Source organism: Falsiphaeobacter marinintestinus, from assembly GCF_007923355.1.
Classification (GTDB): Bacteria; Pseudomonadota; Alphaproteobacteria; order Rhodobacterales; family Rhodobacteraceae; genus Phaeobacter_A; species Phaeobacter_A marinintestinus.
On sequence record NZ_VOGO01000010.1, the window covers coordinates 61,761 to 85,804 of the forward strand.

21 protein-coding genes are annotated in these 24,044 nt (G+C 56.8%); 11 read left to right on the forward strand and 10 right to left on the reverse strand.

Features of this window, described 5'->3' with window-relative positions; genetic code table 11:
- Position 1 precedes the first annotated feature (1 nt).
- From flgK to FOY56_RS18630, 6 genes are all read right to left on the reverse strand, one after another.
- Positions 2-1,426, reverse strand: coding sequence for a flagellar hook-associated protein FlgK (flgK, locus tag FOY56_RS18600; protein WP_146347547.1), 1,425 nt, complete (start codon positions 1,424-1,426; stop codon positions 2-4).
- A gap of 36 nt (positions 1,427-1,462) precedes the next feature.
- Entirely contained in the window at positions 1,463-2,764 is a 1,302-nt protein-coding gene (locus tag FOY56_RS18605; protein ID WP_246139529.1) for a flagellar hook protein FlgE, read from the reverse strand.
- Positions 2,765-2,851: 87 nt separating this feature from the next.
- Entirely contained in the window at positions 2,852-3,700 is an 849-nt protein-coding gene (locus tag FOY56_RS18610) for a flagellar motor protein MotB (protein ID WP_146347551.1), read from the reverse strand.
- Positions 3,701-3,795: 95 nt separating this feature from the next.
- Positions 3,796-5,298: a heme biosynthesis protein HemY gene (locus tag FOY56_RS18615; protein ID WP_146347553.1), complete on the reverse strand. Its 1,503-nt coding sequence runs from the start codon at positions 5,296-5,298 to the stop codon at positions 3,796-3,798.
- A 10-nt stretch (positions 5,299-5,308) separates the two neighbouring features.
- Positions 5,309-6,697 carry a COG4223 family protein gene (locus FOY56_RS18620; protein ID WP_186766392.1) on the reverse strand — a complete coding sequence of 463 codons (1,389 nt, stop codon included), beginning with the start codon at positions 6,695-6,697 and terminating at the stop codon, positions 5,309-5,311.
- 53 nt (positions 6,698-6,750) lie between these two features.
- Complete coding sequence (locus FOY56_RS18630) at positions 6,751-7,479, reverse strand: uroporphyrinogen-III synthase (RefSeq protein ID WP_246139530.1); 729 nt, start codon at positions 7,477-7,479, stop codon at positions 6,751-6,753.
- Between the two features lie 74 nt (positions 7,480-7,553).
- Here FOY56_RS18630 and tsaD point away from each other — a divergent pair, with 74 nt between their 5' ends.
- Genes tsaD through FOY56_RS18650 form a run of 4 tightly spaced genes read left to right on the forward strand, consistent with a single transcriptional unit; the run spans position 7,554 to position 10,303 of the window.
- A complete protein-coding gene (gene tsaD, locus FOY56_RS18635) occupies positions 7,554-8,651 on the forward strand; it encodes a tRNA (adenosine(37)-N6)-threonylcarbamoyltransferase complex transferase subunit TsaD (RefSeq protein ID WP_146347557.1) in 1,098 nt (365 codons plus the stop codon).
- Positions 8,648-9,610, forward strand: a complete 963-nt coding sequence (locus tag FOY56_RS18640) for an NAD(P)H-dependent glycerol-3-phosphate dehydrogenase (RefSeq protein WP_146347559.1) — start codon at positions 8,648-8,650, stop codon at positions 9,608-9,610. Before tsaD ends, FOY56_RS18640 begins: the two co-directional genes overlap by 4 nt.
- Before the next feature lies 1 nt (position 9,611).
- Positions 9,612-9,881, forward strand: coding sequence for a YciI family protein (locus tag FOY56_RS18645; protein WP_146347561.1), 270 nt, complete (start codon positions 9,612-9,614; stop codon positions 9,879-9,881).
- Positions 9,881-10,303 (forward strand): EVE domain-containing protein, encoded by a 423-nt coding sequence (locus FOY56_RS18650; RefSeq protein WP_146347563.1) that lies wholly within the window; start codon positions 9,881-9,883, stop codon positions 10,301-10,303. The genes FOY56_RS18645 and FOY56_RS18650 overlap by 1 nt, the downstream gene beginning before the upstream one ends.
- Here the strand turns inward: FOY56_RS18650 and FOY56_RS18655 are convergent.
- A complete protein-coding gene (locus tag FOY56_RS18655; RefSeq protein WP_146347565.1) occupies positions 10,296-10,898 on the reverse strand; it encodes an alpha-ketoglutarate-dependent dioxygenase AlkB family protein in 603 nt (200 codons plus the stop codon). The two genes, FOY56_RS18650 and FOY56_RS18655, sit on opposite strands and share 8 nt — an antisense overlap.
- Positions 10,899-11,123: 225 nt before the next feature.
- Between FOY56_RS18655 and dnaK the strand changes: the two genes are divergently transcribed.
- The 4 genes from dnaK to radC all read left to right on the forward strand — a co-directional run bounded on the left by dnaK (position 11,124) and on the right by radC (position 15,673).
- Entirely contained in the window at positions 11,124-13,040 is a 1,917-nt protein-coding gene (gene dnaK, locus FOY56_RS18660; RefSeq protein ID WP_146347567.1) for a molecular chaperone DnaK, read from the forward strand.
- A 76-nt stretch (positions 13,041-13,116) separates the two neighbouring features.
- On the forward strand, positions 13,117-14,271 hold the full coding sequence (gene dnaJ / locus FOY56_RS18665) for a molecular chaperone DnaJ (protein WP_146347569.1): 1,155 nt from the start codon (positions 13,117-13,119) through the stop codon (positions 14,269-14,271).
- A gap of 41 nt (positions 14,272-14,312) precedes the next feature.
- Positions 14,313-14,876, forward strand: coding sequence for a GNAT family N-acetyltransferase (locus FOY56_RS18670; protein WP_146347571.1), 564 nt, complete (start codon positions 14,313-14,315; stop codon positions 14,874-14,876).
- A 35-nt stretch (positions 14,877-14,911) separates the two neighbouring features.
- On the forward strand, positions 14,912-15,673 hold the full coding sequence (gene radC, locus FOY56_RS18675; protein ID WP_146347573.1) for a RadC family protein: 762 nt from the start codon (positions 14,912-14,914) through the stop codon (positions 15,671-15,673).
- 5 nt (positions 15,674-15,678) lie between these two features.
- On the opposite strand, the gene FOY56_RS18680 is transcribed toward radC, so the two are convergent.
- The 3 genes from FOY56_RS18680 to secA form a co-directional block, all read right to left on the reverse strand.
- A complete protein-coding gene (locus FOY56_RS18680; protein ID WP_146347574.1) occupies positions 15,679-17,238 on the reverse strand; it encodes a phosphate ABC transporter substrate-binding/OmpA family protein in 1,560 nt (519 codons plus the stop codon).
- 21 nt (positions 17,239-17,259) lie between these two features.
- Positions 17,260-18,270 carry a hypothetical protein gene (locus FOY56_RS18685; protein ID WP_146347576.1) on the reverse strand — a complete coding sequence of 337 codons (1,011 nt, stop codon included), beginning with the start codon at positions 18,268-18,270 and terminating at the stop codon, positions 17,260-17,262.
- Between the two features lie 92 nt (positions 18,271-18,362).
- Positions 18,363-21,068 carry a preprotein translocase subunit SecA gene (gene secA / locus FOY56_RS18690; RefSeq protein WP_146347578.1) on the reverse strand — a complete coding sequence of 902 codons (2,706 nt, stop codon included), beginning with the start codon at positions 21,066-21,068 and terminating at the stop codon, positions 18,363-18,365.
- 174 nt (positions 21,069-21,242) lie between these two features.
- Between secA and FOY56_RS18695 the strand changes: the two genes are divergently transcribed.
- The 3 genes from FOY56_RS18695 to mutT are packed head-to-tail and all read left to right on the forward strand — an operon-like array spanning position 21,243 to position 23,713.
- Complete coding sequence (locus FOY56_RS18695; RefSeq protein ID WP_146347580.1) at positions 21,243-22,085, forward strand: peptidylprolyl isomerase; 843 nt, start codon at positions 21,243-21,245, stop codon at positions 22,083-22,085.
- 3 nt (positions 22,086-22,088) lie between these two features.
- On the forward strand, positions 22,089-23,318 hold the full coding sequence (argJ, locus tag FOY56_RS18700) for a bifunctional glutamate N-acetyltransferase/amino-acid acetyltransferase ArgJ (protein WP_146347582.1): 1,230 nt from the start codon (positions 22,089-22,091) through the stop codon (positions 23,316-23,318).
- Positions 23,315-23,713, forward strand: a complete 399-nt coding sequence (gene mutT / locus FOY56_RS18705) for an 8-oxo-dGTP diphosphatase MutT (RefSeq protein ID WP_146347584.1) — start codon at positions 23,315-23,317, stop codon at positions 23,711-23,713. The genes argJ and mutT overlap by 4 nt, the downstream gene beginning before the upstream one ends.
- Positions 23,714-24,044: the final 331 nt, after the last annotated feature.

The following is a 24,044-nucleotide window of genomic DNA, read 5'->3' on the forward strand; positions in this document are numbered from 1 at the left end:
GTCAGATCCTCATCAGGGAGTCCATCATGTCCTCCACGGCTTGAACGATACGCGCATTAGCGGCGTAAGCCCTTTCGACAATCATCAGAGTCTGCAGTTCGGCATCAGTGTCGACACCTTGTTCCAGTTCGAGCCGCTCCAGCTCGGTCCTGCTGGTCGCCGCGAAACTGAGCGCGTTGTCGGCAACAGTGATGTCCGACGCAACACCCGCGACAATGGCTGATACCATGTCCGATGCTGTGACAGTCTGCCCATTCAGAAAACGCGTTTCAGCCAACACAGCCGAGAAGCCTTGCAACAACGTTGCGTCTCCGACTTCGCCAGGCACGGCGGCTCCGAACCCGTCTCGCAGGTGCCAGGTTTCATCACTTCCATCGGGAGCCACCAAAACGTTAACAGTCAATCGGTTGGCAAGGCCTGTCGTTGCCGTAGAATCCAAGGCCAAACCGGCATCGGTGAATAACCCCGGTTCGCCTTCTGCAAGTGTCCGGTCAAGCCCGGTCGTTTCAAAACGCGCAATCAGATCTTCGGCCATTTGGTCAAGCTGGGATTGCAGTTCAGGTCCCAGATCATCGCGGATACGAAACTGAGCTCCCAGTGCACCGCCGTCCAACGCAGTTGGTTTCAGTGCCATGCCGTTAAGATCCAGCCCAGACAGGCCCCCATCGTCTTTTGCCATCTGAGCGGTGACAATCGTTGATGCTTCAAACCCGATCTCAACTGCGGAGCCATCCAAAAGAATTGCCCCACCATCAGAATACAGCGCGACTTGCCCATGATCGCGTGGGACCACGTTGATCGGCACAATTTCATTGATCTCGTCGATCAGCACCTGACGCTGATCAACCATCGCCGCTGCCGAATCGCCTGCCGCTCCAATCGCTGTTATGCGAATGTTGATGTCCTGAATTCGTGCCAATCGGTCGTTCATTGTGTCGACAAAGTCAGCAATTTTTTTGTCCGACTCGCCTCGCAGAGACTGAACCCCATCCGCTGCGTTGGAAATGGATTGGGCCAGATCGGCAGCCCGTTGCGCCACCTCATTCAGGCGAACCGTGGATTCAGGCGCGCTCGCGGCGGTGATCAGACTTGTGTCGAAAGCAGCCAGCCGTGCGCTGAGTGAATCTTCATCCAAGGCCGACCCAACCAGGGCCTCGGTACTCTGCAAAAAAGCCGCAAATGTTTCAGCCGATGCATGCTCGGCGTCAGCCGACCTTCGGCTGGCTGTCAGGGCCGGATCAGAGTTTCGATCAATACCCACAATCCTAACCCCCGACCCGATGATTGAGTCTGAGGCCAATTCCAGGGATCGCCGCCCATATCCAGGCGTCATCGCATTGGCGATGTTATCCGATACGATAAGGGACGCGCGGCTGGCGGCCGTCAGCCCGCTCATTGCACTGTTCAGGGCCGACGAAAGGCTCATGTTATGGCTCTCCTTTTTGGGGTGCCTAGGTCAAGATCATCGCTTGATGTTTGTGGTTTCCTGCAGCATCTCGTCCACGGTCTGAATTACCTTGGCGTTGGAAGAATATGCGCGCTGGGTTTGAATCATCGCGGTCAGTTCATTGGCGACATCCGTGGCGGATTCTTCACGAGCATACGAAACGAGATTTCCGGTTGGGCCGTCACCTGCATCCCACAGGAAAAAGGTGCCGCTTTCTGGCGATGGCAGATAGGTCTGATTGCCCAGCACGATCATACCATTCGGGTTTGGCTGATCGACCAAAGGGATCTGATAGATCACCCGCGTGATTCCAGTGTCGAAGTTCGCATGAACCAGCCCGTTACTGTCGACTTCGACACCGATCATGTTGCCGACCGGTTGTCCGTCTTTCAAGATCGAAACCGGGGCAAACTTATCCGACAGCTGTGTAATACCATCGCTTTCACCGATCATGCCGATATCGATTTCCATCGGGCCGCCCGCGATGCTGACGATCAGAGAACCCGTGACCGGGTCATAGTCGCCACCAAAAACCGTTGCCACTGACGCCAATGTACCGCCGGATGTCCGACTGTCGTCAAAAGTCAGCGTATACTCACCGACGATTGCGTCACCCGAGGCCGTGTCGCGCAGAACCATTGTCCAGGTGTTCGAAGCCGCCGCGTCAGGAACCAGTGGCAAGAATTCAATCTGAATATTCTCTGACTTGCCCAAATTGTCATAGTATTCGACTGATAGCGCTTCGGACGCACCGTCTGACGTGGAATCGGTCGCAGTCGCAGGCAGATTGACACCCAGCGTGATGTTGGTTGTCGGTTCGCCGATGAACTGATTGACGTTAATCTGAACCGGCTGCAACCCGTCCGAGGTGTCACGCGGATAGCTTGGGACCGTCCCATCTGGCAAAGCTGGCCATCCCATCAAAACCAAACCGGATTCCGTGGTCAGATAGCCATCGGAATTGGTGCGGAATGACCCTGTGGTCGTCAACAGCATCTGCGGTTCGCCGTTGCCGCCTTCGACATCGGATAGGGTCGCGACCGGAAGCATCCCCCGTCCGCTGACCGCAAGGTCGGTTGCGTTGGTTGTCGACACCAGCGCGCCGCGTTCGTCGATCAACCGTTGCGTCGTCGAACGGACACCGCCCGCAGAATATGAACCGCCTGACGACGAAGACACCATAGAATTGAAATCAGTCTCAACCCTCTTGTACCCATAGGTAGACGAGTTCGCGATATTGTCTGAGATCGACGCCAACCGGCTTGCGTTGGCCGAAAGCCCGGCGACTCCGGCATTAAGCGAAGAGGAAATTGTCATAAACGCGCCTTTCTGCAGCATCAGGATAACCTGTTGCCACAGTTAGCGTGCGCCGTCTTAAGACCGCGCTAACACGTAAAACTTGATCTACTTGCCAGGCGATTGACGCAACAACGTGATCTCGATCCGATTATTACGTTCCGCCATCGGATTGTCATGCGTCAGCTTGCGATCCGCATAACCTGTCACCCGTTGGATGCGCCTTGGATCAGTTTCAGCCGCTTCCAGCATTCTGCGTGTTTCCGCAGCCCGGGCCGAAGACAGCTCCCATACGGGGTTATCGGCCAACACAACAGGATGCGCACGAATGTGACCGCCGACAGCAATGCCGTTGGCAACATCCGCTGTGACATTCGACACCATCCGCGTCAAATCCCGCATGATATTGGTCGGAACCATGCTGCTCGCTTCGAACAGAGGCGACTCTTCGGTCGCAAACAGTTCAATAATCAGACCTTCGTCTGTCACGCGGGTCACGATGTGCTTCAATGCCTCGGTCGAAACCAGGCTTTCGCCGCCCCGCCCACGAAGCTTTGATTCGATCCGGTCAAAAAGCTTCTGCTCATCGCCATCTGTCCCGTTCAGGTCCAGCCCGCTTATCCCCATGGATTGCCGTGCAATAGTGGGCACCCTTTGACTGGCCCCCGAACCGGATTGTGTCAACAAATCTTCGGAAAAAACACTGGTCCCACCAAAGGCTCCTGATCCTCCGCCAGATACCCGAGTGATCGGGATCGTCGGCGAAAAGTAATCTGCAAGACCCTTGCGTTGCTTTTCAGTTGTCGCGTTCAACAGCCACATCAACATGAAAAAAGCCATCATTGCGGTCACGAAATCCGCATAGGCAACTTTCCACGCCCCACCGTGGTGTCCACCGCCCTTGACGACCTTTTTACGTTTGATGATGACTGGTGCCGCATTGCTTTGCGCACCCATCTCCACCACCTTTCTCACCCAAAATCAGGCGTATCAGGCGGGGGTTAAGGGTGCGCTAACACTTAAACTTGCAGAGACTTTTGCAGCAGGCCAGATCAGGCCTGTGCGGGCTTTGGCGCTTCCGACTCAGAAGCTTCCGGATCGGAATCATCCACCGGGATAACCTCGCCTTCGACAATATCAACTTCGTCGACTTCGGGCACATTATCCTGTTTGTCCTCAATCGCGCCCACGATCAGCGGCAGCATGTGCACACCTGTGGCGGTCGCAATCTCAGGCGATTCCGGTGTCATCCAGGTCAGCGTGTCAAAGCTGCCGCAAGAGGCGCAGGTCGGTGCCCATGCCACGTGGATATGGTGACACTTATCGCAAACCCATTGAGGGCCACGCGGCGCACTGAGCGCTTTAGCCAGCCAGCCTTGTACAACGGCGTCTGACGCGCCTTCGCCGCGTTCGATTGCGGCCATCAAGGTCAGTGAACGGGCGTCCTTGGCCTGCTCCGCCAGATCACCCAAAGCGCGCCGCGCTTCAGGAAAATCTTCGGCAACGATATGAAGCTCGGTCAGCAACAGGCGCGTTTCAGGATTCTGCGGCTGAATTTTGGTCAAAGCAGCGAATCGTTTGATCCGCTGGTCCGGGGTTTCGTCCGGAACTATCTCGGCAAAAGCAGCGGCCAATTCAGGATGCGGATGTACTTCCCATGCCTTTTTCAGAACGCGGGTGGCATATCGCGGTTTGCCCTGTTCGATATAGGACCGGGCGGCCATGGCAGCGGCTGGCACCAGATCGGGCGACAATTTGTTCGCCTCGATGGCACGTTCGCGGGCCTGAATTGAAGCGCCTTCATCCAGAATGCCTTTGGCTTCGGACAAGGCCAGAACCGCATCGCGGCGCTTATAGACGTCGCGCGGAAGGCTACCGGATTTCAGCTTGGCGGTCAGCGTGTTGCGTGCCCCCGCCCAATCTTCGGCCTGAGTTTGCAACGTCAGCAACACATCCTGTGTCTCTTCATGGCGCGGTTTCAAAGCAAGGGCCTTTTCAGCCAGTTTGCGGGCAGTCGCCGTATCGCCTTCGGCCAATCGTTGTTTCATGACCCCACGCACGCCGACAAAGCGAGTTGCGTCGTTGGTCACCAGCTTTTTGTACGTCGCCTCGGCAGTTTTTGTATCACCTGCCATATCCGCAGCCTGAGCCAGAAGCACATTGGTTAGTTCTGGTTTATCAAGCAGACCTTCGGCCTTTTTGGCTTTGGTCATGGCCAACCGCCCTTCGCCCGAAGCCAAGGCCAGCACACCATCGGCCAGCGCCTGATAGCCACGCTTTTCCCGACCGCGGTCGAAATACCGCGATAAAGCGGTTTCATCGCCATTCAGGAATTTCCAGGTCGCGATCAACAGCGAGAGAAGTTTCAGGAACAGCCACAGGCCGACGATCAATATGCCCAGCGCAATCACCGACTGGAGCGGACCCAGCGTATATTCGGTGCCGGCCACGGTGATCATAACACCGCCGCTCGTTTCCAGAAGGTATCCGGCGCCCAAGGCCAGAAGGCCGATGATGGCAACAAAAACCAGGATCTTTAACAGGGACCACAGCATGTAAGGTTCCTCAATTCGTGTTCAGGTTTTGCGCCAGGGTATCAGCGGCACTTAAGGCGGCAGAGCGCAGAGTGGCAAGGCCAACCCAATCATCCATTGCCGCCCGTGCGGATCCGGACAATTTGTCGATCTCGGTCAGAGCATCCGCAAGCTGACCATTGGTGAGCGCAGCTTCGGCCCTCGACAGAACAGCATCTGTTCCGTCGCCATCCTGTGGCACAACCGAACGGGCGCCCAGTTGACGCTGCAGGAAACCGGTCAGACTGTTGTCGGTCCCGGCTGTTTCAGACCGGTCAGCAGCCAGCGCGTCACGCGCAGCCGTCGGGAACGTGTCGCGCAAAGAAGCCATGGTAACGACACCCTCTTTGGCGGTGGCAGACAGAGCATCAGGGATGTCGACACCGTTCTTCTTTAGGTCGTCCAGAATAGCCACGTATGGCGCACCGCTGTCCAATTGAGCGATCAGCCGCGCCACCGTCGACCGGTTTTCGGCCTGCACCGCTGTCGCTGCGGCACGTTCTTCCATCTTGCGGGCTTCGGCTTCCATCTTGCGGGTTTCTGCGATCAGCGATTCGACCTCAGCGCGCTGAGTTGCAACAGTGTCCTGAATAGCCGCCAGTTCGCGCTCGTACGCGGCGATGGCCGAGTCCGAGACGGCTTGGGCAAGAGGGCGTTTTTCGACGTCAGTCAGTCGGGTATCGATCGGGTCCAGTTTGGCACCCATATCCGTCACTGTCTTGCCAAGCGCCGAAAGGTCGGACTGTACCCCGGCTATTTGCGAAGACAGATCCGATGTCTGAGACGTCAGATCAGTGAGATTGGTTTCAAGCGGAGCTATGTCGGGAATGGTCAAACCGGAAACCGAAGATTTCAATTCGGCTATCGTATCTGACTGAGTCTTCAGACTGGCTTCAAGCTTTTGAATGGCTTCCGAGCCGGCACCAGACTGCAAACTGGGTGGCAGGTACGGATCAAGAATTTCGGTGCGCCCGACCACAAAACCCAGAACCGCGGCCACGACGCCGCCCAAAAGCGCTGTGAAAAACCCTCCACGCTTGACGACCGTGGTCTCAACCTTGGTTTCGATAATCTTTTCTGCAACAGGCTCAGGCTCAGGCTCAGGCTCAGGCTCAGGCTCAGGCTCAGGCTCAGGCTCAGGCTCAGGCTCAGGAAGTTCGTCGCTCAGGGACTCTGGTGGATCAAGCTGGTCATCCACATGGGATTCCGAACTGGTCTCAACGGCTTCATCCACGTCTTGCGCCTCAGCTTCAGGCGCTTCAACGTCAGCCTCTTCTACCGGAGCGTCGTCCTCAGATTTGTCAGTGCTGGTATCCAGCTCTGTCATCTCGGGCTTCGGGTCGGCATCGGTTTCGAACTCAGGTTTGTTCTTGTCAGCCACCTTCAAATTCCCTTTCGATTCTCAATCGGCATTTTCAGAGCCTTTTGAAAAGACTACTGCGGCTCCCCATCGCCCTCAACCCGGCTTACCCGTTTGACAAGCTGTGCGACACAACGTGCCATCGCCAAGCTGTCGGGGCGATCTGCGACCCTTAGTTCATTGTATTTCAGCATCTTAACCGTTTTGGCAACAGCCTCGCTGATCGCAGCAAGGTATAAAGGAGCTTGCAGCCCTGCATTGTCGGCAAATTGTCGCGCCGTTCTTGGAGAAAACAACGGCACGATCAAAGGGTCATCACCGGCCAAAGCGGACGTCGCAGTGTCGGTGAGCGGTTTAAGGGCCTGATCATAGACCTCCTGCTCTTTTGTCTCAATTCCTGCCGCTGTCAGTTTTGTAGCAACGTCGCCCCGCGCATGAACACCGCGCAAATGCAAAAGTGGCGCATCGGGGTGTGATCGGGTCAGTGTTGTGATCAATTCGGCGGCATCGACTCCGGATTGACGCGCCGCCCACCCTGCCGCCTTGGCTTTTTCCGTGGTCCGGGCACCGACGCAATAACACGGTACGACCGGGTCAATGCCCAGTGTCTGCGCAGCCTCGACCCCATTCAACGATGTAAAGATGACTCCACGCACATCCGACATATCCACCGAGCAATCGATTGGGACGATGTCGATCAATGGGGAGTAAATGACGTCCAGCCCGTCGCGGGTCGCCTGATCCAGCTCTGCAATGAAGCGGTCTGAATCCGCGCGCGGGCGGGTCATCAGAAGGCGTGGCATCCGGGGCCTCGGGATTGTTTGCCTGAGACGTCGGTGATACCCCCGGCACGGGCATGTTGCAACGGTCAGGACAAATGACGCAAGGGCTGACAGTTTTGGGGCTGGAAAGCAGCTGTGATGACACCGCTGCGGCGATCGTGCGGCAGACACCGGGTGTGCATGCGGAAATCCTGTCATCCGTGATCTTTGGTCAGACCGATCTGCACGCAGCATTTGGCGGTGTTGTCCCCGAGCTGGCCGCGAGGGCCCATGCCGAAAAACTGGACATCTGCGTGAAGCAGGCTTTGGACGACTCTGGGCTGACTTTTGCTGATCTGGATGCAATCGCCGTTACCGCAGGGCCCGGCCTGATCGGTGGTGTGATGTCGGGAGTTATGTGCGCCAAGGGAATAAGCGCGGCGACCGGCTTGCCGCTGATCGGTGTAAACCATCTGGCCGGCCATGCGCTCACACCCCGCCTGACCGATGGAGTCGCGTTCCCATACCTCATGCTTTTGGTGTCGGGTGGGCATTGCCAATACCTGCTGGTGCGTGGGCAGGACGATTTCACCCGGTTGGGCGGCACCATTGATGATGCCCCCGGGGAAGCGTTCGACAAGACCGCGCGCCTGCTGGGCCTGCAGCAACCGGGCGGCCCGTCTGTGGAAGCTGAGGCTCTTATGGGTGACCCTAATGCAATCCGGTTTCCGCGTCCTTTATTGGACCGGCCCGACTGTAACATGTCATTCTCGGGACTGAAGACAGCGCTGCTACGGGCCCGCGATCAAATCGTAGCCGAGAAAGCCGGGTTGACCCGTCAGGACCGCGCCAATCTATGCGCCGGGTTTCAGCAGGCCGTCGTGGATGTTCTGGCCGAAAAGACCCGCCGTGCCTTGCGGATCTATATGGAGATTGGCCCGAGTGATCCCGTCGTGGCCGTGGCGGGAGGTGTCGCAGCCAATCAAGCCATCCGAAGCGCTTTGCTGACTGTCTGCGCCGAAGCCGGGGCAACGTTCGTGGCACCGCCTTTGAAGCTCTGTACCGACAACGCAGCGATGATCGCCTATGCCGGGCTGGAACGATTTCGCACTGGCGTACAGGATGACCTGACACTAACCGCCAGACCGCGCTGGCCGCTGGATCAGCACAGTCCATCCTTGATCGGCAGCGGACGCAAGGGGGCCAAAGCATGACCGTTTCGATTTTGGGATCGGGTGCATTCGGAACTGCGCTGGCGATATCGCTTGCCGGGACCGGGCCGGTCACACTTTGGGCCAGGGATGCCGCGCAGGCCAAGGCCATGCTAACCGATAACGAGAACGCCCAGCGCCTGCCGGGCTTTCGGCTGCCCGATAATCTGAAACCCACGTCAGACCTGTTACACGCGTGCGAAAGCACTGTTCTGCTTTTGGCTGTCCCAATGCAAAAACTGCGCGGTTTTCTGACAGAAAACGCCGATGTTTTGGACGGTCATATAATGGTTGCCTGTTGCAAAGGGGTCGAACTGGCAACTGGGCTGGGCCCCGTCGGCGTCATTTCAGATTGTGCCCCGAATGCGCGCCCCGCCCTTTTGACCGGACCCAGTTTTGCACAGGATATCGCCAAAGGTCTGCCAACCGCCCTGACCTTGGCCTGCGCCGATGCGGAATTGGGCGCAGACCTGCAACAGCGCCTGACCACGGCAAACCTGCGCCTGTATCGGACCACCGACACTATCGGAGCCGAATTGGGAGGTGCATTGAAAAACGTCATGGCGATCGGCTGTGGCGCGGTGATCGGCGCCGGGTTGGGTGACAGCGCCCGCGCTGCATTGATGACGCGCGGCTATGCCGAGATGCAAAGGATGGCCGTCGCGCTGGGCGCGCAGCCTGAAACACTGGCTGGATTGTCCGGGTTCGGTGATCTCGCACTGACCTGCACATCCGATCAGTCGCGAAATTACCGGTTTGGATTCTCCATCGGCCGCGGCGCGACCTTTGATCCAAACATCACTGTCGAAGGCGCGGCAACGGCCCGCGCCACGGCACAAAAAGCGCGTGACATGGATATCGACATGCCAATCACCGATTGCGTGACCAATCTGCTAGACCAAACCCTGACACTGCCCGAGGCCATGGCACGGCTTCTGGCCCGTCCCCTAAAGGAGGAATGACATGCTTATCGCTCTGATCGCCAAGGACAAACCCGGTGCCTTGCAGACCCGGAAAGACAATCGCTCCGCGCATTTGGCCCACATCGAAGCATCAGGCATTGTCGCGCAGGCCGGACCGTTGATCGTTGATGGCGAAATGGCCGGGTCTTTGATCATCCTTGACGCTCCGGACATGTCTGCTGCTCAAGCCTTCGTAGACGGCGACCCCTATGGAAAAGCCGGGCTTTTTTCATCGGTTGAACTGATCGAATGGAAGAAAGTGGTCGGCTGATGCAATACTGGCTATTCAAATCCGAACCCAACACCTGGGGTTGGACGGATCAGGTCGCCAAAGGCGACACTGGCGAAGAATGGGATGGGGTTCGTAACTATCAGGCCCGCAATTTCATGCGTGAAATGAAGCTGGGCGATCTCGGGTTTTTCTATCATTCGATGAAGGAGAAATCAGTGGTCGGAATTGTCGAAGTCTGCGCCGAGATCCATCCCGACAGCACGACCGAAGATAGCAGGTGGGAATGCGTTGATATCAAAGCCGTGCGCCCCTTTTCCACGTCGGTCTCACTGGATCAGATCAAAACAGATCCGCGACTGTCCGACATGGTTCTGGTCAAAAACTCTCGCTTGTCCGTGCAACCTGTAACCGAAGAAGAATGGCAGATCATTTGCGCGCTGGGGCAAACGGACCCTAGTTAACAACCCGAAAGGTCAGGTTGATCCGCCCGCCTTTCGGTAACAGCCTGGACGATTTGAATCGGATCCGGTCCACCCCGTGATACGTCATGCGTGCCGGGCCGCCCATCACAACAACATCGCCTGAGTTCAGCCAGATCGATTCAGTTTTACCCCCACGCGTGGTGTTGCCGATCCTGAACATGCCATCATCGCCCAGCGACACAGACACGACCGGCCAAGAAAAATCAGCCTCGTCCTTGTCCTGATGCATCCCCATGCGGGCACCGTCACCATAATAATTGATCAAACAGCAATCCGGCCGCCGATCCAGCCCGGTCACGCCATCCCAGATTTGCATCAAAGGGTCAGGAATTTCCGGCCATGGCACACCCGACGGATGCGCGTCCGCATATCGATACCCAGACTGATCGGAAAACCAACCAACCGACCCGGCCGAGGTTATGCGTACCGACATCGGTTTGCCATAGGGCGTATCCGGCGAAAACAACGGTGCCGCTTTCAGAACCGGGCGCAGAGCGTCGATAACCTGTGTCTGCGCGGCCACATCCAGCCAACCCTTCCAGATCTCGAACCCACGCAATATCAGCCGTGACATCAGACATTTCCCCAGTCTTGCGCATGTGTTTCCAAAACGTTGTCAAAAACGACACAGATTCGTGAAAACCCCGCATGGTGGACGGTTGCAGGGCGTTTCTCCGCTCCCTATATACGCCGAGACGCGCGATGGACGAGAGCCTTCGCGCCACAGAAATCGAGGTTGGAGTGCCGAAACGGGTTCTGGCCTCGGGCAATCGCCTTAACTTGAAAGGGATCGAAACAAATGAGCAAAGTAATCGGTATCGACCTCGGGACCACCAACAGCTGCGTTGCGCTGATGGAAGGATCCCAGCCGAAAGTCATCGAAAACTCGGAAGGTGCACGCACCACACCATCGATCGTCGCCTTTACCGACGACGAACGTCTGGTGGGCCAGCCAGCAAAACGCCAGGCCGTGACCAACCCCGATAACACCGTTTTTGGTGTCAAGCGCCTGATCGGTCGTCGCAACGATGATGCGGCTCTGGCCAAAGACAAGAAGAACCTCCCCTTCGCCGTAATCGACGGCGGTAATGGTGACGCATGGGTCGAAGCCCAGGGTGAGAAGTATTCGCCGTCGCAAATCTCTGCCTTCATTCTGGGCAAGATGAAGGAAACCGCCGAAAGCTATCTCGGCGAAGAAGTGACGCAGGCCGTCATCACTGTTCCTGCTTATTTCAACGACGCTCAGCGTCAGGCCACCAAGGACGCGGGCAAGATTGCCGGTCTGGAAGTGCTGCGGATCATCAACGAACCGACAGCCGCCGCTTTGGCCTATGGCTTGGACAAAGAAGAAACCCACACCATCGCGGTCTATGACCTTGGCGGCGGTACATTCGACGTGACCATTCTGGAAATCGACGATGGTCTGTTCGAAGTGAAATCGACCAACGGCGACACCTTCCTTGGTGGTGAAGATTTCGACATGCGGATCGTCAACTATCTGGCGGACCAGTTCAAAAAAGAGAACGGCGTTGATCTGACCAAAGACAAGATGGCCCTCCAGCGTCTGAAAGAAGCCGCGGAAAAAGCCAAGATCGAATTGTCGAGCTCGCAGCAGACCGAGATCAACCAACCGTTCATCTCGATGGACCCCAAAGGCGGGCAGCCGCTGCACATGGTCATGAAACTGACCCGTGCCAAGCTGGAATCGCTGGTTGGTGACCTTATCAAAGCTTCGCTCAAGCCATGCCAGGCCGCTCTGAAAGACGCGGGTCTGTCGGCGGGTGATGTTGACGAGATCGTTCTGGTCGGTGGTATGACCCGGATGCCGAAAGTGGTCGAAGAAGTGACCAAATTCTTCGGTAAAGAGCCGCACAAGGGTGTGAACCCGGATGAAGTGGTTGCCATGGGCGCCGCAATTCAGGCCGGTGTTCTGCAGGGTGACGTCAAAGACGTTGTTCTGCTGGACGTCACGCCGTTGTCGCTGGGTATCGAAACACTGGGTGGTGTTTTCACCCGCCTGATCGACCGGAACACCACGATCCCGACCAAAAAGTCTCAGGTCTTCTCGACCGCCGAAGACAACCAGTCGGCCGTGACCATCCGTGTGTTCCAGGGTGAGCGCGAAATGGCTTCGGACAACAAAATTCTCGGCCAGTTCAATCTCGAAGATATCCCACCGGCTCCGCGCGGCATGCCACAGATCGAAGTGACCTTTGACATCGACGCCAACGGTATCGTGTCGGTTGGCGCCAAGGACAAAGGCACCAACAAGGAACAGAAGATCACGATCCAGGCCTCGGGCGGTCTTTCGGATGCGGACATCGACCAGATGGTCAAAGACGCGGAAGAAAACGCTGAAGCCGACAAGGCCCGCAAGGATCTGGTCGAAGCACGGAACCAGGCCGAAAGCCTGATCCATTCGACCGAAAAATCGGTGGAAGAACACGGCGACAAGGTCGATCCATCGACCGTCGAAGTGATCGAACTGGCCATCGCGGCGCTCAAGGACGATCTTGAAAAAGACGACGTCGAAGCCGAAAAGATCAAAGCTGGCATCCAGAACGTGACCGAAACGGCCATGAAACTGGGTGAAGCGATCTACAAGGCCAGCCAGGAAGGCGACGCAGACGAACCGACTGCCGCCGATGCCGGACCAGAAGATGACGACATCGTCGATGCCGATTTCGAGGATCTGGACGAAAACAAGCGTGGCTAACGCATAACGCCGGGCAAAGCGTGGGCCGGTCCGTCATCCGGGCCGGCCCGCATTCGTTCCGGCAAGAGGTACACCGATGTCAAAAAGAGACTATTACGACGTCCTGGGCGTGGCCAAAGGCGCATCGGCTGACGAGATCAAGAAAGCCTTTCGCGGCAAAGCGAAAGAACTGCACCCCGACCGCAACTCGGATAATCCAGACGCCGAATCTCAGTTCAAAGAGGCAAATGAAGCCTACGAAGTCCTGAAGGACGGCGAAAAGAAAGCGGCCTACGACAGGTTTGGTCATGCTGCGTTCGAAGGCGGAATGGGCGGTGGCGGTGGACCGCGCCCCGGTCAGGGGTTCGGTAGCGGCGACTTTTCAAGCGCGTTTTCAGACGTGTTCGAGGATCTGTTCGGCGATTTTGTCGGCGGTGGCGGAGGCCGTCCCGGAGGACGCCGCGCAGCGCGCGGATCAGACCTGCGGTACAACCTGCGGATCTCTTTGGAAGACGCCTATAACGGCCTGCAGAAAACCATCAACGTTCCAACCTCGGTTTCGTGTTCGGTCTGTGACGGCACAGGCGCCGAAGGTGGCGTTGAACCGGCGACCTGCCCAACCTGTTCGGGAATGGGCAAGGTACGCGCACAGCAGGGCTTTTTCACCGTTGAACGCACGTGCCCGACCTGTTCGGGCATGGGCCAGATCATCAAGAACAAGTGTAACGCGTGCCATGGTGCAGGCCGGGTCGAAAAAGACCGCGCCCTTAGCGTCAACATCCCGGCTGGCGTCGAAACCGGCACTCGGATTCGACTTGCTGGCGAAGGCGAAGCCGGACTTCGTGGCGGCCCTCCGGGTGATCTTTACATCTTTGTCGAGGTCGCTGAACACGACTTGTTCGAACGCGACAGCGCAAACTTGTATTGCCGCGTTCCCGTGAGCATGTCCAAGGCCGCTCTTGGTGGTTCGATCGAGGTGCCGACCATCGAAGGCGGACGCAGCCGCGTTCAGATCCCAGCAGGCAGCCAATCTGGCCGCCAGATGCGCCTTCGTGGTAAGGGCATGCCAGCCCTGCGCGGGCCCGGTATTGGCGACATGTTCATCGAACTGGCCGTTGAGACACCGGTCAATCTGACGAGCCGCCAAAAAGAGTTGCTGAAAGAGTTCGACGAACTCAGCGAAGACAACAATCCGGAATCCAAGAGCTTCTTCTCATCTGTGAAAAGCTTCTGGGATGGGATGAAAGGGTAAGTTCGGTACAATTGCAGGACTTGCAGGAAAAGGGGCGGACGATGGTTCGCCCCTTTGCTATTGTGGAATCTGTTCACAGGTTCTGGTTCATTATGCTTGCTCAATCCGACACCCTTATTCTGCGTCGTTTGTCGTCTGCCGATCTGTGTGCCTTTCAGGCCTACCGAAACGATCCCGAAGTCGGGCGATATCAGGACTGGTCAACGTTCTCCGACGCCGACGCCATACAATTTCTGGACCACATGGCGCAGGTTGATCCACTGTTGCGCCCCGGGCATTGGACCCAAATTGGCATCGCTGACGCTGAAACCGACAGGCTGGTCGGTGACCTGGGCCTGTTTTTGGCCGCTGACGGTACCAGTGCCGAGATGGGGATCACGCTGGCCGCCTCTGAACACAGGCGCGGTCACGGGTTAACGGCGACACGACTTGCCATCGGTCTGATTTGGCAGAAAAGCCCCGCACAGACAATCCGGGCGTGGGGTGATCAGCGCAACACCGCATCAATAGCGTTGATGCGAAAGGTTGGCATGACCCATGTCGGAACCGAAGAAAACGATGTGACCGAAGAGGCGTTCATTCTTGAACGCCCGCCCGCGCATTAACCGAAAATTCACCCTGTACACCGACTGTTTCGGGCATGTCGAACGGTCACTCATTTTCCGAAGCCCCCGCATCGCTGTTCAGCGCCGATGAAGCACCGGCATTACCCCTGCCCACCGGGAAATTGCCCAGCTATATTCGCGACCACAGGCAACGCTTGCGTGAACGGTTCATGACCGGTGGTGCTGCCGCCATGCCGGACTATGAAATGTTGGAACTGATCTTGTTCCGCTCGATCCCGCGCCGCGATGTAAAACCGCTGGCTCGTGCGCTGCTGGACGAATTTGGCGATTTCAACCGAGTGTTGTCCGCCACGCCAGAGAAACTGACGCACGTGAAAGGCATCGGCGATGCCGTGATCGCAGATCTCAAGATCGTCGAAGCCGCGGCGCACCGGATGGCGCGTGCTAAAGTCATGAAACGACACGTGATTTCCAGTTGGGATGCAGTTCTGGACTATTGCCACACAACTATGGCGCATCGGGACACCGAACAGTTTCGTGTGTTGTTTCTTGACGTCAAGAACACGCTGATTGCCGATGAGGAACAAGCAAAAGGCACGATTGACCACGTTCCAGTGTATCCCCGCGAGGTCGCCAAACGCGCGCTTGAACTGAATGCCAGTGCATTGATCCTTGTCCACAACCACCCATCGGGCGATCCGACACCCTCGCAATCAGACATCGACATGACCACCAAGATTCAAGATGCCTGCGGTGCTTTGGGAATCACGCTGCATGACCACCTGATCATCGGAAAACAACGCGAGCTGAGCTTTCGATCAGAAGGTTACCTGTAACCCCGTCACCGCATCCAGACTTCTACTCGTCGGTTGACTTGACGCCCCCATGCGCTGTCGTCACACGCCATCGGCAATGCCTCACCAAAGGCTTCGACACCGATTTCCACCTGCAGTACTTCGGGCAATTCCGCAGCTTGCAGTACTGCCCCACGCACAGCTTCGGCCCGCTTCAAGGCGATGCGCCGATTGCCATCTGCAGGGCCTTCACCGTCGCTGAAGCCGACGAACAGCAAGCGTTTTGCGTCATACAATCCGGTTTCGATCTCACGAGCAAGCTGAAGAATGTTGGCGCGCGACTGGGCGTCCGGTCGTGTCGATCCGGTTTCAAAACGAAATGACGTTGACAGGCGGGTCATCGATCCCACCGTTTCGATCAGCGTCTGCAGTTCGGCCAAAGAGACCTCTTCGCCTGCTGATGCAATCGCGTTTGCCAGCCGATCACCCTGAGCGTTGATGCCGATCCGTTCCGGCGACTGGTCGACAAACCCGGCGCGCCGAATCACGATCTGGGCCGCTGGGCTGCGCGTGTACAGCAGGAACTCGCGGGCAATTTTGGGCAACCGGCGTGCAGGCAGGTACAAGAACATTGGCGCCGTCAGCGGATAGTCCTCGGTCTTGATCGTGCGACGGCTGGCCTCCAAAGAAAACCCACAATCCCCCGTTAGCCTTAGGGCGCGGGCATTTCCGGTTTCGGCAAAACTCGTCATGCCGATGGCAAAGGGGTCAGTGGTCACGGCGCGCGACACAGCACTGCTGCGTGGGTGACGTTGGGCGGTTGCCGCAACAACCAATTTCGCCGGGGTAAGCAACTTGTCCTCAACCGCTTGTGACAAACCTGACCCGGCGTGCGGCAGATGCAATTCGATAGGCGCGTCCGGTCCGCCCAAGTCCTGCCAATTGTCAATCTCACCCGCAAAGACGCGCGCCAGGTCTGGCGTCGCGATTTCACGTACAGGGTTGCCGGGAGACACAATTGGCACAATGGCGTCCAATGCCAGCACACGGCTACGCCGGGCATCCGTCATGTCACCCATCGCTGCCTCATAGGCGCGCGTTTGCTCGGGCTTACGAATCTCTCGAAGAGCCATCACCACGTCGGCCTCGTTCGCCAGCAAATCGGCAAACCCTTCGTCCGTGTTGGTCACGTGGAAGTCGAAATGTGCGACTTTGGCCTCGGTGTCTGGTCTATGCAGTGCATAAGCAAAACGCGCATTTTGCATCGCCGTGCGGCGGGTTTGAAGCCCGTTGCGCAAAGCAAACCCTTCGATCAGGGATGGTAACAAAACCTCGGCCATCGCCGAAGATCCAGAAAACGCCAATTCAGCGACGAAATCCACAAGGCTTGGGCATCCCGGACCTTCGCAAAGAACGCCTGAGCCATCGACAGTGAGTTCGCCATACTGGGTATCAACGCGATAGAACTCTCCATCAAAGCCCAACAACATGCCTGTGATCTCGACCGCGCCGTCGGGCGAGGTCAGAGTCACATCTTGTGCGGCACTGGGGCGTGCGGCACCAAAAAACAAAAGTGCGGCGAAAACCGCCGCACGTTTCCAAGCCATGTCAGACCTTTTAACCGCGGATCACTTGGCCGCGATTGTCAGATCATCGACCAGATTATTCAACACCAGAAAGTCACCAATTGCGGTGCAATTTGGCATCGAAAGTGTAACGTCCTGCGTACGAAGAGAAGTTCCGCTGCGCAACTCCAGGGTTTGTGCGCTGATGTCACGCCCACAATTCGCTGCCGTGACTTCGGTTTCGATGCTCAATGTCACGGTGCCCGTTTTGGCAGACGTACCCGACGGGTAAGTATATACCTCGGCCAGTTTAGGCGCGAACGTGTCCCGAGCGCCCAGCCGGACAACGGATCCATCTGCGCCGGACGCATTTGCACCAACCCAAACATGGCCCCGATCGCCATAACTTGCGCCAAATTCCCGGGCATGGATCTGGAACCCGGTTTCGCCGCTCCATTGCAGCACCACCCGGTCATAGTCTTTAAGATCCGGCACCGAAGCCGTTGCGACAGCAGCCTTTCCATTGCCGAAATCAGCAATAAATATCGGTCGGTCAGACAAAGCCGGAACGGTCATGTGCACCGTACCATCCGTGTCGGTCACAGCGGTGAACATCATACCGTTGTGGTGGACGGTCACGCGCTCGTTTGGAAAACAGGGCGCATCCACAGACAACTGAACACTGGCCATAGGTGCAGGGGCAGCGCGGGCCGAAACCTTGCAGCCAAGTTCTGGCATGCTTGGATCTTCGGGCGTGGTCGGCAAAGTCAGCTCATCGCGCGAAAAGCCAGCCTCGTGTAGAGAGGGGTCAGTCACCTGACGTCGATGCAACGATACCGGCTTAGGGGTCTCGGGCTGAGCGGATGTAAGAACGATGTCTTTCAATTCCAACGGCTCATTCACCGACTGGTCTGACGATCGCAGCGAAGGAAGCGCCTTCGTGGCAACAGGAACCACCGCGCTGGATGCTACCGTTGGTTGCCGGGCGTCGTCGCCGTGCTGCACGTAGAAGCCGATACTCAAAGCACAGGCCAAAGTACCGCCGGCCATTCCGATACTGCGGATCTTGGACATGATATCCTCCGTCACATAATACTCTGTGACAGAGGTGTCAGCCAAAGACGGCCAGTTTGTGGCCGTCTCGGGGAGTCATTGGGACCTTTGCTTTAACCCAGGCGACCGTGGCAATGTTTGAATTTCTTGCCGCTGCCACATGGGCACGGGTCGTTCCGGCCCGGGTTGCCCCAGGTTGATGGATCGTCTTCAACAAACCCCTGAGCAGCCGCTTCAGACGGTTCTCCCGTAACTTGGGCCTCGGAAACATCGGCCTGTTGCTGCAGCAACGCCTGCTGAGCCGCCATCTGCGCCAGCATCTGGCGTTGTTCTTCTTCGGTCAGCGGTCGCACCCGCGACAATTGCTGAGTCACGTCGTGACGCAGCGAATCAAGCATGCTTTCGAACAGCTGGAAGCTTTCGTTCTTGTATTCGTTCAGCGGGTCGCGCTGAGCATAACCTCGGAAGTTCACGACAGACCGCAGGTGTTCCAGCGTCAGCAGGTGTTCGCGCCATTTTGCGTCGATCGTCTGCAACAGCACCTGCTTTTCGATGTTGCGCATGTTTTCCGGGCCGAAATCAACTGCCTTCTTGGCCATCATCTCATCCGCAGCCTTGACCAGGCGTTCGCGAATTTCCTCGTCGTCGACACCATCTTCGGCAGCCCACTCCATGACTGGTACGTCAATGGACAGCTGTTCGATAACCTGAGCATACAGCCCTTCAGTATCCCACTGATCGGCATAGGTCTTTGGCGGCATATGGTGATCCAGCAGATCGTCAATCACCTCGTGACGCATATCGCCCACGACTTCTGACAGATCCTCGGCGGCCATGATTTCGCGCCGTTGGTTGAAGATCACTTTACGCTGATCATTCATCACATCGTCGAACTTCAGGATGTTCTTGCGCATGTCAAAGTTTCGACCTTCGACTTTGGCCTGCGCGCGCTCCAGCGACTTGTTCACCCACGGATGCACAATCGCCTCGCCTTCCTGAAGGCCCAACGTCTTGAGAACCTTATCCAGACGATCAGAGCCGAAAATCCGCATCAGGTCATCTTCGAGGCTCAGATAGAAAGCAGTGCGCCCCGGGTCACCCTGACGGCCCGAACGACCGCGCAGCTGATTGTCGATCCGACGGCTTTCATGGCGTTCCGACGCCATGACGTACAAACCGCCCGCATCCAGAACCTTCTGCTTTTCCTCGGCATGCTTGGCCGCTTCTGCGGCACGCAGCTCGGCAGGATCAGCATCCGGGTTCTCGGCCAAAGCGGCCAATACGTTCATTTCGACGTTGCCGCCCAATTGGATGTCGGTACCGCGACCGGCCATGTTGGTGGCGATGGTTACCGCACCATAGCGCCCCGCGTCAGCAACAATCTGGGCTTCCTGTTCGTGGTGACGGGCGTTCAGGACGTTGTGCTTGATTCCCTGCTGCTCAAGCAACTTGCTGACCATTTCGGACTTTTCGATCGACGTGGTACCAACAAGAACGGGCTGACCCTTGGCGTTCGCCTCTTTGGTGTCCTCGATCATCGCGTTGTATTTTTCTGCGGCTGTACGATAGACTTGGTCGTCTTCGTCAATCCGCGCAATTGGCCGGTTGGTCGGAACTTCGACCACGCCCAGCCCATAAATCTCGGCGAATTCTTCGGCTTCGGTCATCGCCGTACCGGTCATGCCGGCCAGCTTGTCATACAAACGGAAAAAGTTCTGGAAAGTCACGCTAGCCAGCGTCACGTTCTCTGGCTGAATCGCCACACCTTCTTTGGCTTCGATAGCCTGATGCAGACCTTCGGACATGCGCCGACCCGTCATCATCCGTCCGGTGAATTCATCGATCAGGACGACTTCGCCGTCACGCACGATGTAATCCTTGTCTTTCTGGAATAGCTTGTGTGCCCGCAGACCCTGATTGACGTGGTGTACCACAGTCGTGCTTTCCGGATCGTACAGAGAATGGCCTTCAGACAGCAGACCCCGGGCCTGTAGTTGCTGTTCAAGGAATTCGTTACCTTCATCGGTAAAGGTCACGCCACGGGTTTTTTCGTCCAGCTCGAAATGCGAATCTTCCAACGTCGGAATCACCGCGTTGATCGTAGTATACAGATCCGAACGATCGTCTGACGGCCCCGAAATGATCAGTGGGGTCCGCGCTTCATCGATCAGGATGCTGTCGACCTCATCCACAATCGCGAAATTATGGTGTTTCTGGAACACTTCGCTCAGTTCTGACTTCATGTTGTCGCGCAGATAATCAAAGCCGAATTCGTTGTTTGTCCCGTAAGTGACATCGCACTCATAGGCTTTGATCTTGTTCTCGGGGCCCATTCCGCCCCAAATCACGTCGCACGTCATGCCCAGCAAGTCATAGACCTTGCTCATCCAGTCGCTGTCGCGCTTTGCAAGGTAATCGTTGACGGTGACGATGTGCACGCCCTTACCCGTCAAAGCGTTCAGATAAGCCGGGAAGGTCGCCACAAGGGTTTTGCCCTCACCGGTTTTCATTTCCGAAATATTGCCTTGGTGCAGAAAGATCCCGCCCATCAACTGCACATCAAAGGCTCGCAAGCCCAATGCGCGTTTGGCGCCTTCGCGAACATTTGCAAAGGCCTCGGGCAGCAGATCATTCAGACTTTCACCGCCCAGTGCCCGTTGGCGAAGATCTGCGGTCTTTTCCTTCAGACCATCATCGCTCAGAGCCTCGAATTCGGGTTCCAGCGCATTGATCTTTTCGACCAGTGGCCGCGTCGCCTTGATCTTGCGGTCGTTCGGAGTTCCGAAGACCTTTTTGGCGATTGTTCCGATACCCAGCATGTGCGCTCCCGCCGATCTTGCCTCACCGTGGTCGAGACAGGCTTGCCCGCCCTGATTTCTCCCCATAGATACGGTGGAAATGACGGTCCTGACCTAGGCCACAAGGCGATGTAAGGGGCGGTTCAAACAGTGTCAACGCCGCGCCCCGTCGCGGCACCCGAATAGGATGATTCAATGCTCAAACGCCTCACTTTTTTGTCTGCTCTTGGCTTTGCCGCTCTGACAGCGCTGCCGGTAACGGCTGAACCGACTGCTGACACCGTCGTTGCTCGCGTCAATGGAGCGGAAATCACATTGGGGCATATCATCCTGGCGCGCTACGCACTGCCGCAACAGTTTCAGCAATACCCGAATGACGTTCTGTACCAACTTCTGGTCGATCAGTTGGTGCAACAAACCGCTCTGGAACAGTCACGCGAAGGTGATCTGCCAAAATTCATCGAACTTTCGCTTGAGAACGAGCGCCGCTCGCTTCTCGCATCGGACGCGATCGAAGACATTGTCGCCGATGCGGCGGACGATGCTGCCATTCAGGCCGCCTATGATGCGACGTACTCTGAAGGGTTTGGCGGCGACGAATTCAACGCACAGCACATTCTGGTCGAAACCATCGAAGAGGCGCAGGCGATCAAGGCCGAACTGGACGGCGGCGCTGATTTCGGACAGATGGCCAAAGACAAGTCGACTGGTCCTTCGGGGCCAAATGGTGGTGACCTGGGATGGTTTGGTCTGGGCCAGATGGTGCCCGAATTCGAAGGCGCAGTCATCGAACTGGCTCCCGGCGCGATCTCAGAGCCCGTACAAACCCAATTTGGATGGCATCTGATCCAGTTGAACGAAAAGCGTAAAACTGCAGCGCCCGAGCTGGCTCAGGTGCGGGAAGAAATCGCCGGTGATTTGCGTCAGAAGGCCATCGAGGCCCGCATTGACGAATTGCTGAGCGCGTCCGAGGTTGAGAAACCCGAGATCGAGATCGATCCGTCCATCCTTGAGAACATCGACCTTGTAAGGAACTGACCCTTGGCCCAATCCCTGCCCCGTTCCCCACTTGCCCCTGACGCCTTTCCCGATTTGCCCACCATCGACGGTGTGCGCTTTGCCACTGTCGCTGCGGGCGTCCGATATTCCGGTCGTACGGATGTGATGCTGGCCGAACTGGCGCCGGGAACAACTATTGCCGGCGTATTCACAAAGTCGTCTACACGCGCAGCGCCGGTGCTGGATTGTCAGGAAAAGATCGGCAAGCCAAGCAACGGGGCGGGGGCAGCCATCCTGGTGAATTCCGGAAATGCCAATGCGTTTACCGGACATTACGGACAAGCCTCGGTCGCCGATGTGACGACTGCTGTCGCAAAGATTATGGATATTCCGTTGGATAGGGTATTCACATCGTCCACCGGCGTGATTGGCGAACCGCTGCCACACGAGAAGATCACCGATAGGCTGGCAGAGTTGCAAAGCACGCTAAGCAGCGATTCGATCGAGGCCGCCGCGCAAGCCATCATGACCACGGATACGTTCCCGAAGGGTGCAAGTGCTGAAGTGGACGTAGATGGCAAGACGGTCCGTATCGCTGGAATCGCCAAGGGATCCGGTATGATCGCGCCAGATATGGCGACGATGCTGGTCTATATTTTTACCGATGCCGTAGCGGAACAGCCCGCTTTGCAGCGGATGCTTACGGATCTGACTGACAAAACCTTCAATTGCATCACCGTCGACAGTGACACGTCCACGTCCGACAGTCTGTTGGTTTGCGCCACCGGTACCTCGGGCGTTGATGCGAAGGACAACGCAGCCTTTACTGACGCCCTGCATACAGTGATGCTGGATCTGGCCAAGCAAGTCGTCCGCGATGGCGAAGGCGCATCCAAGTTTGTAGAAATCCGGATCACTGGTGCAACGTCCGACTCAGACGCCAAAACGCATGGGTTGGCCATCGCGAATTCTCCGCTCGTCAAAACAGCTATTGCCGGGGAAGATCCGAACTGGGGTCGCGTTGTCATGGCCATCGGAAAGTCCGGGGCCGCAGCAGACCGTGACCTTTTGAGCATCTCGTTTGGTGACATTCTGGTCGCCGAAAAAGGATGGGTCAGCCCCGACTACAGCGAAAACGACGCGGCATCATACATGAAAAATCAGGAACTGGTCATTGCTGTCGATCTTGGGCTTGGCGATGGTCAATCGACGGTTTGGACCTGCGATTTGACCCACGGGTATATCGAAATAAACGCGGACTACCGGTCGTGAAGGTTGTTCTGGTATCGGCTGTAGCTCTGATTGATGCCGATGGCCGCATTCTGTTGGCTCAGCGTCCTGAAGGAAAGTCCATGGCCGGTCTGTGGGAATTCCCGGGCGGCAAGGTTGAAACAGGTGAAACACCAGAAGTTGCGCTGATCCGCGAACTTGAAGAAGAGCTTGGCATCAACACCTGGGAATCCTGTCTTGCTCCACTGACCTTTGCCAGCCACAGCTATGAGAGTTTTCACCTTCTAATGCCGCTTTTTGCTTGTCGTAAATGGGACGGTCAGGTGCAATCCCGCGAAGGTCAGGCGTTGAAATGGGTCCGGGCGAAGGACTTGCGCGATTATCCGATGCCCCCTGCCGATGTCCCCCTGATACCGATTCTTCGCGACTGGTTGTAAATCATCTGCCGCGAAGGAAACCCTGCCGGTACACGGTAAAGTTGCGACTTTGGTGGCAAGGGTTTTCTTTCGCAGTTGCAGCAATTGTTGCCAAAAAGCCCACATTTTGTGCTTTGGGCGAAAATTTATGCAGTATTGTGAGCACTTTGTATATGTTTTGTTAAGCTGGAAGAGTGTAAAACTAAGGCGACGTTTCTTTGGGGAGGACGTGACATGCTTCGGACTATCACAATGGGTAGCTGCGTTTCGGTGCAGGGTATCTATGTAAGATCGCTTCCAGATGGCAAAATTGCCGTGAAGGTTGGCGAGAATGTTTATGCGGGACGTCCGG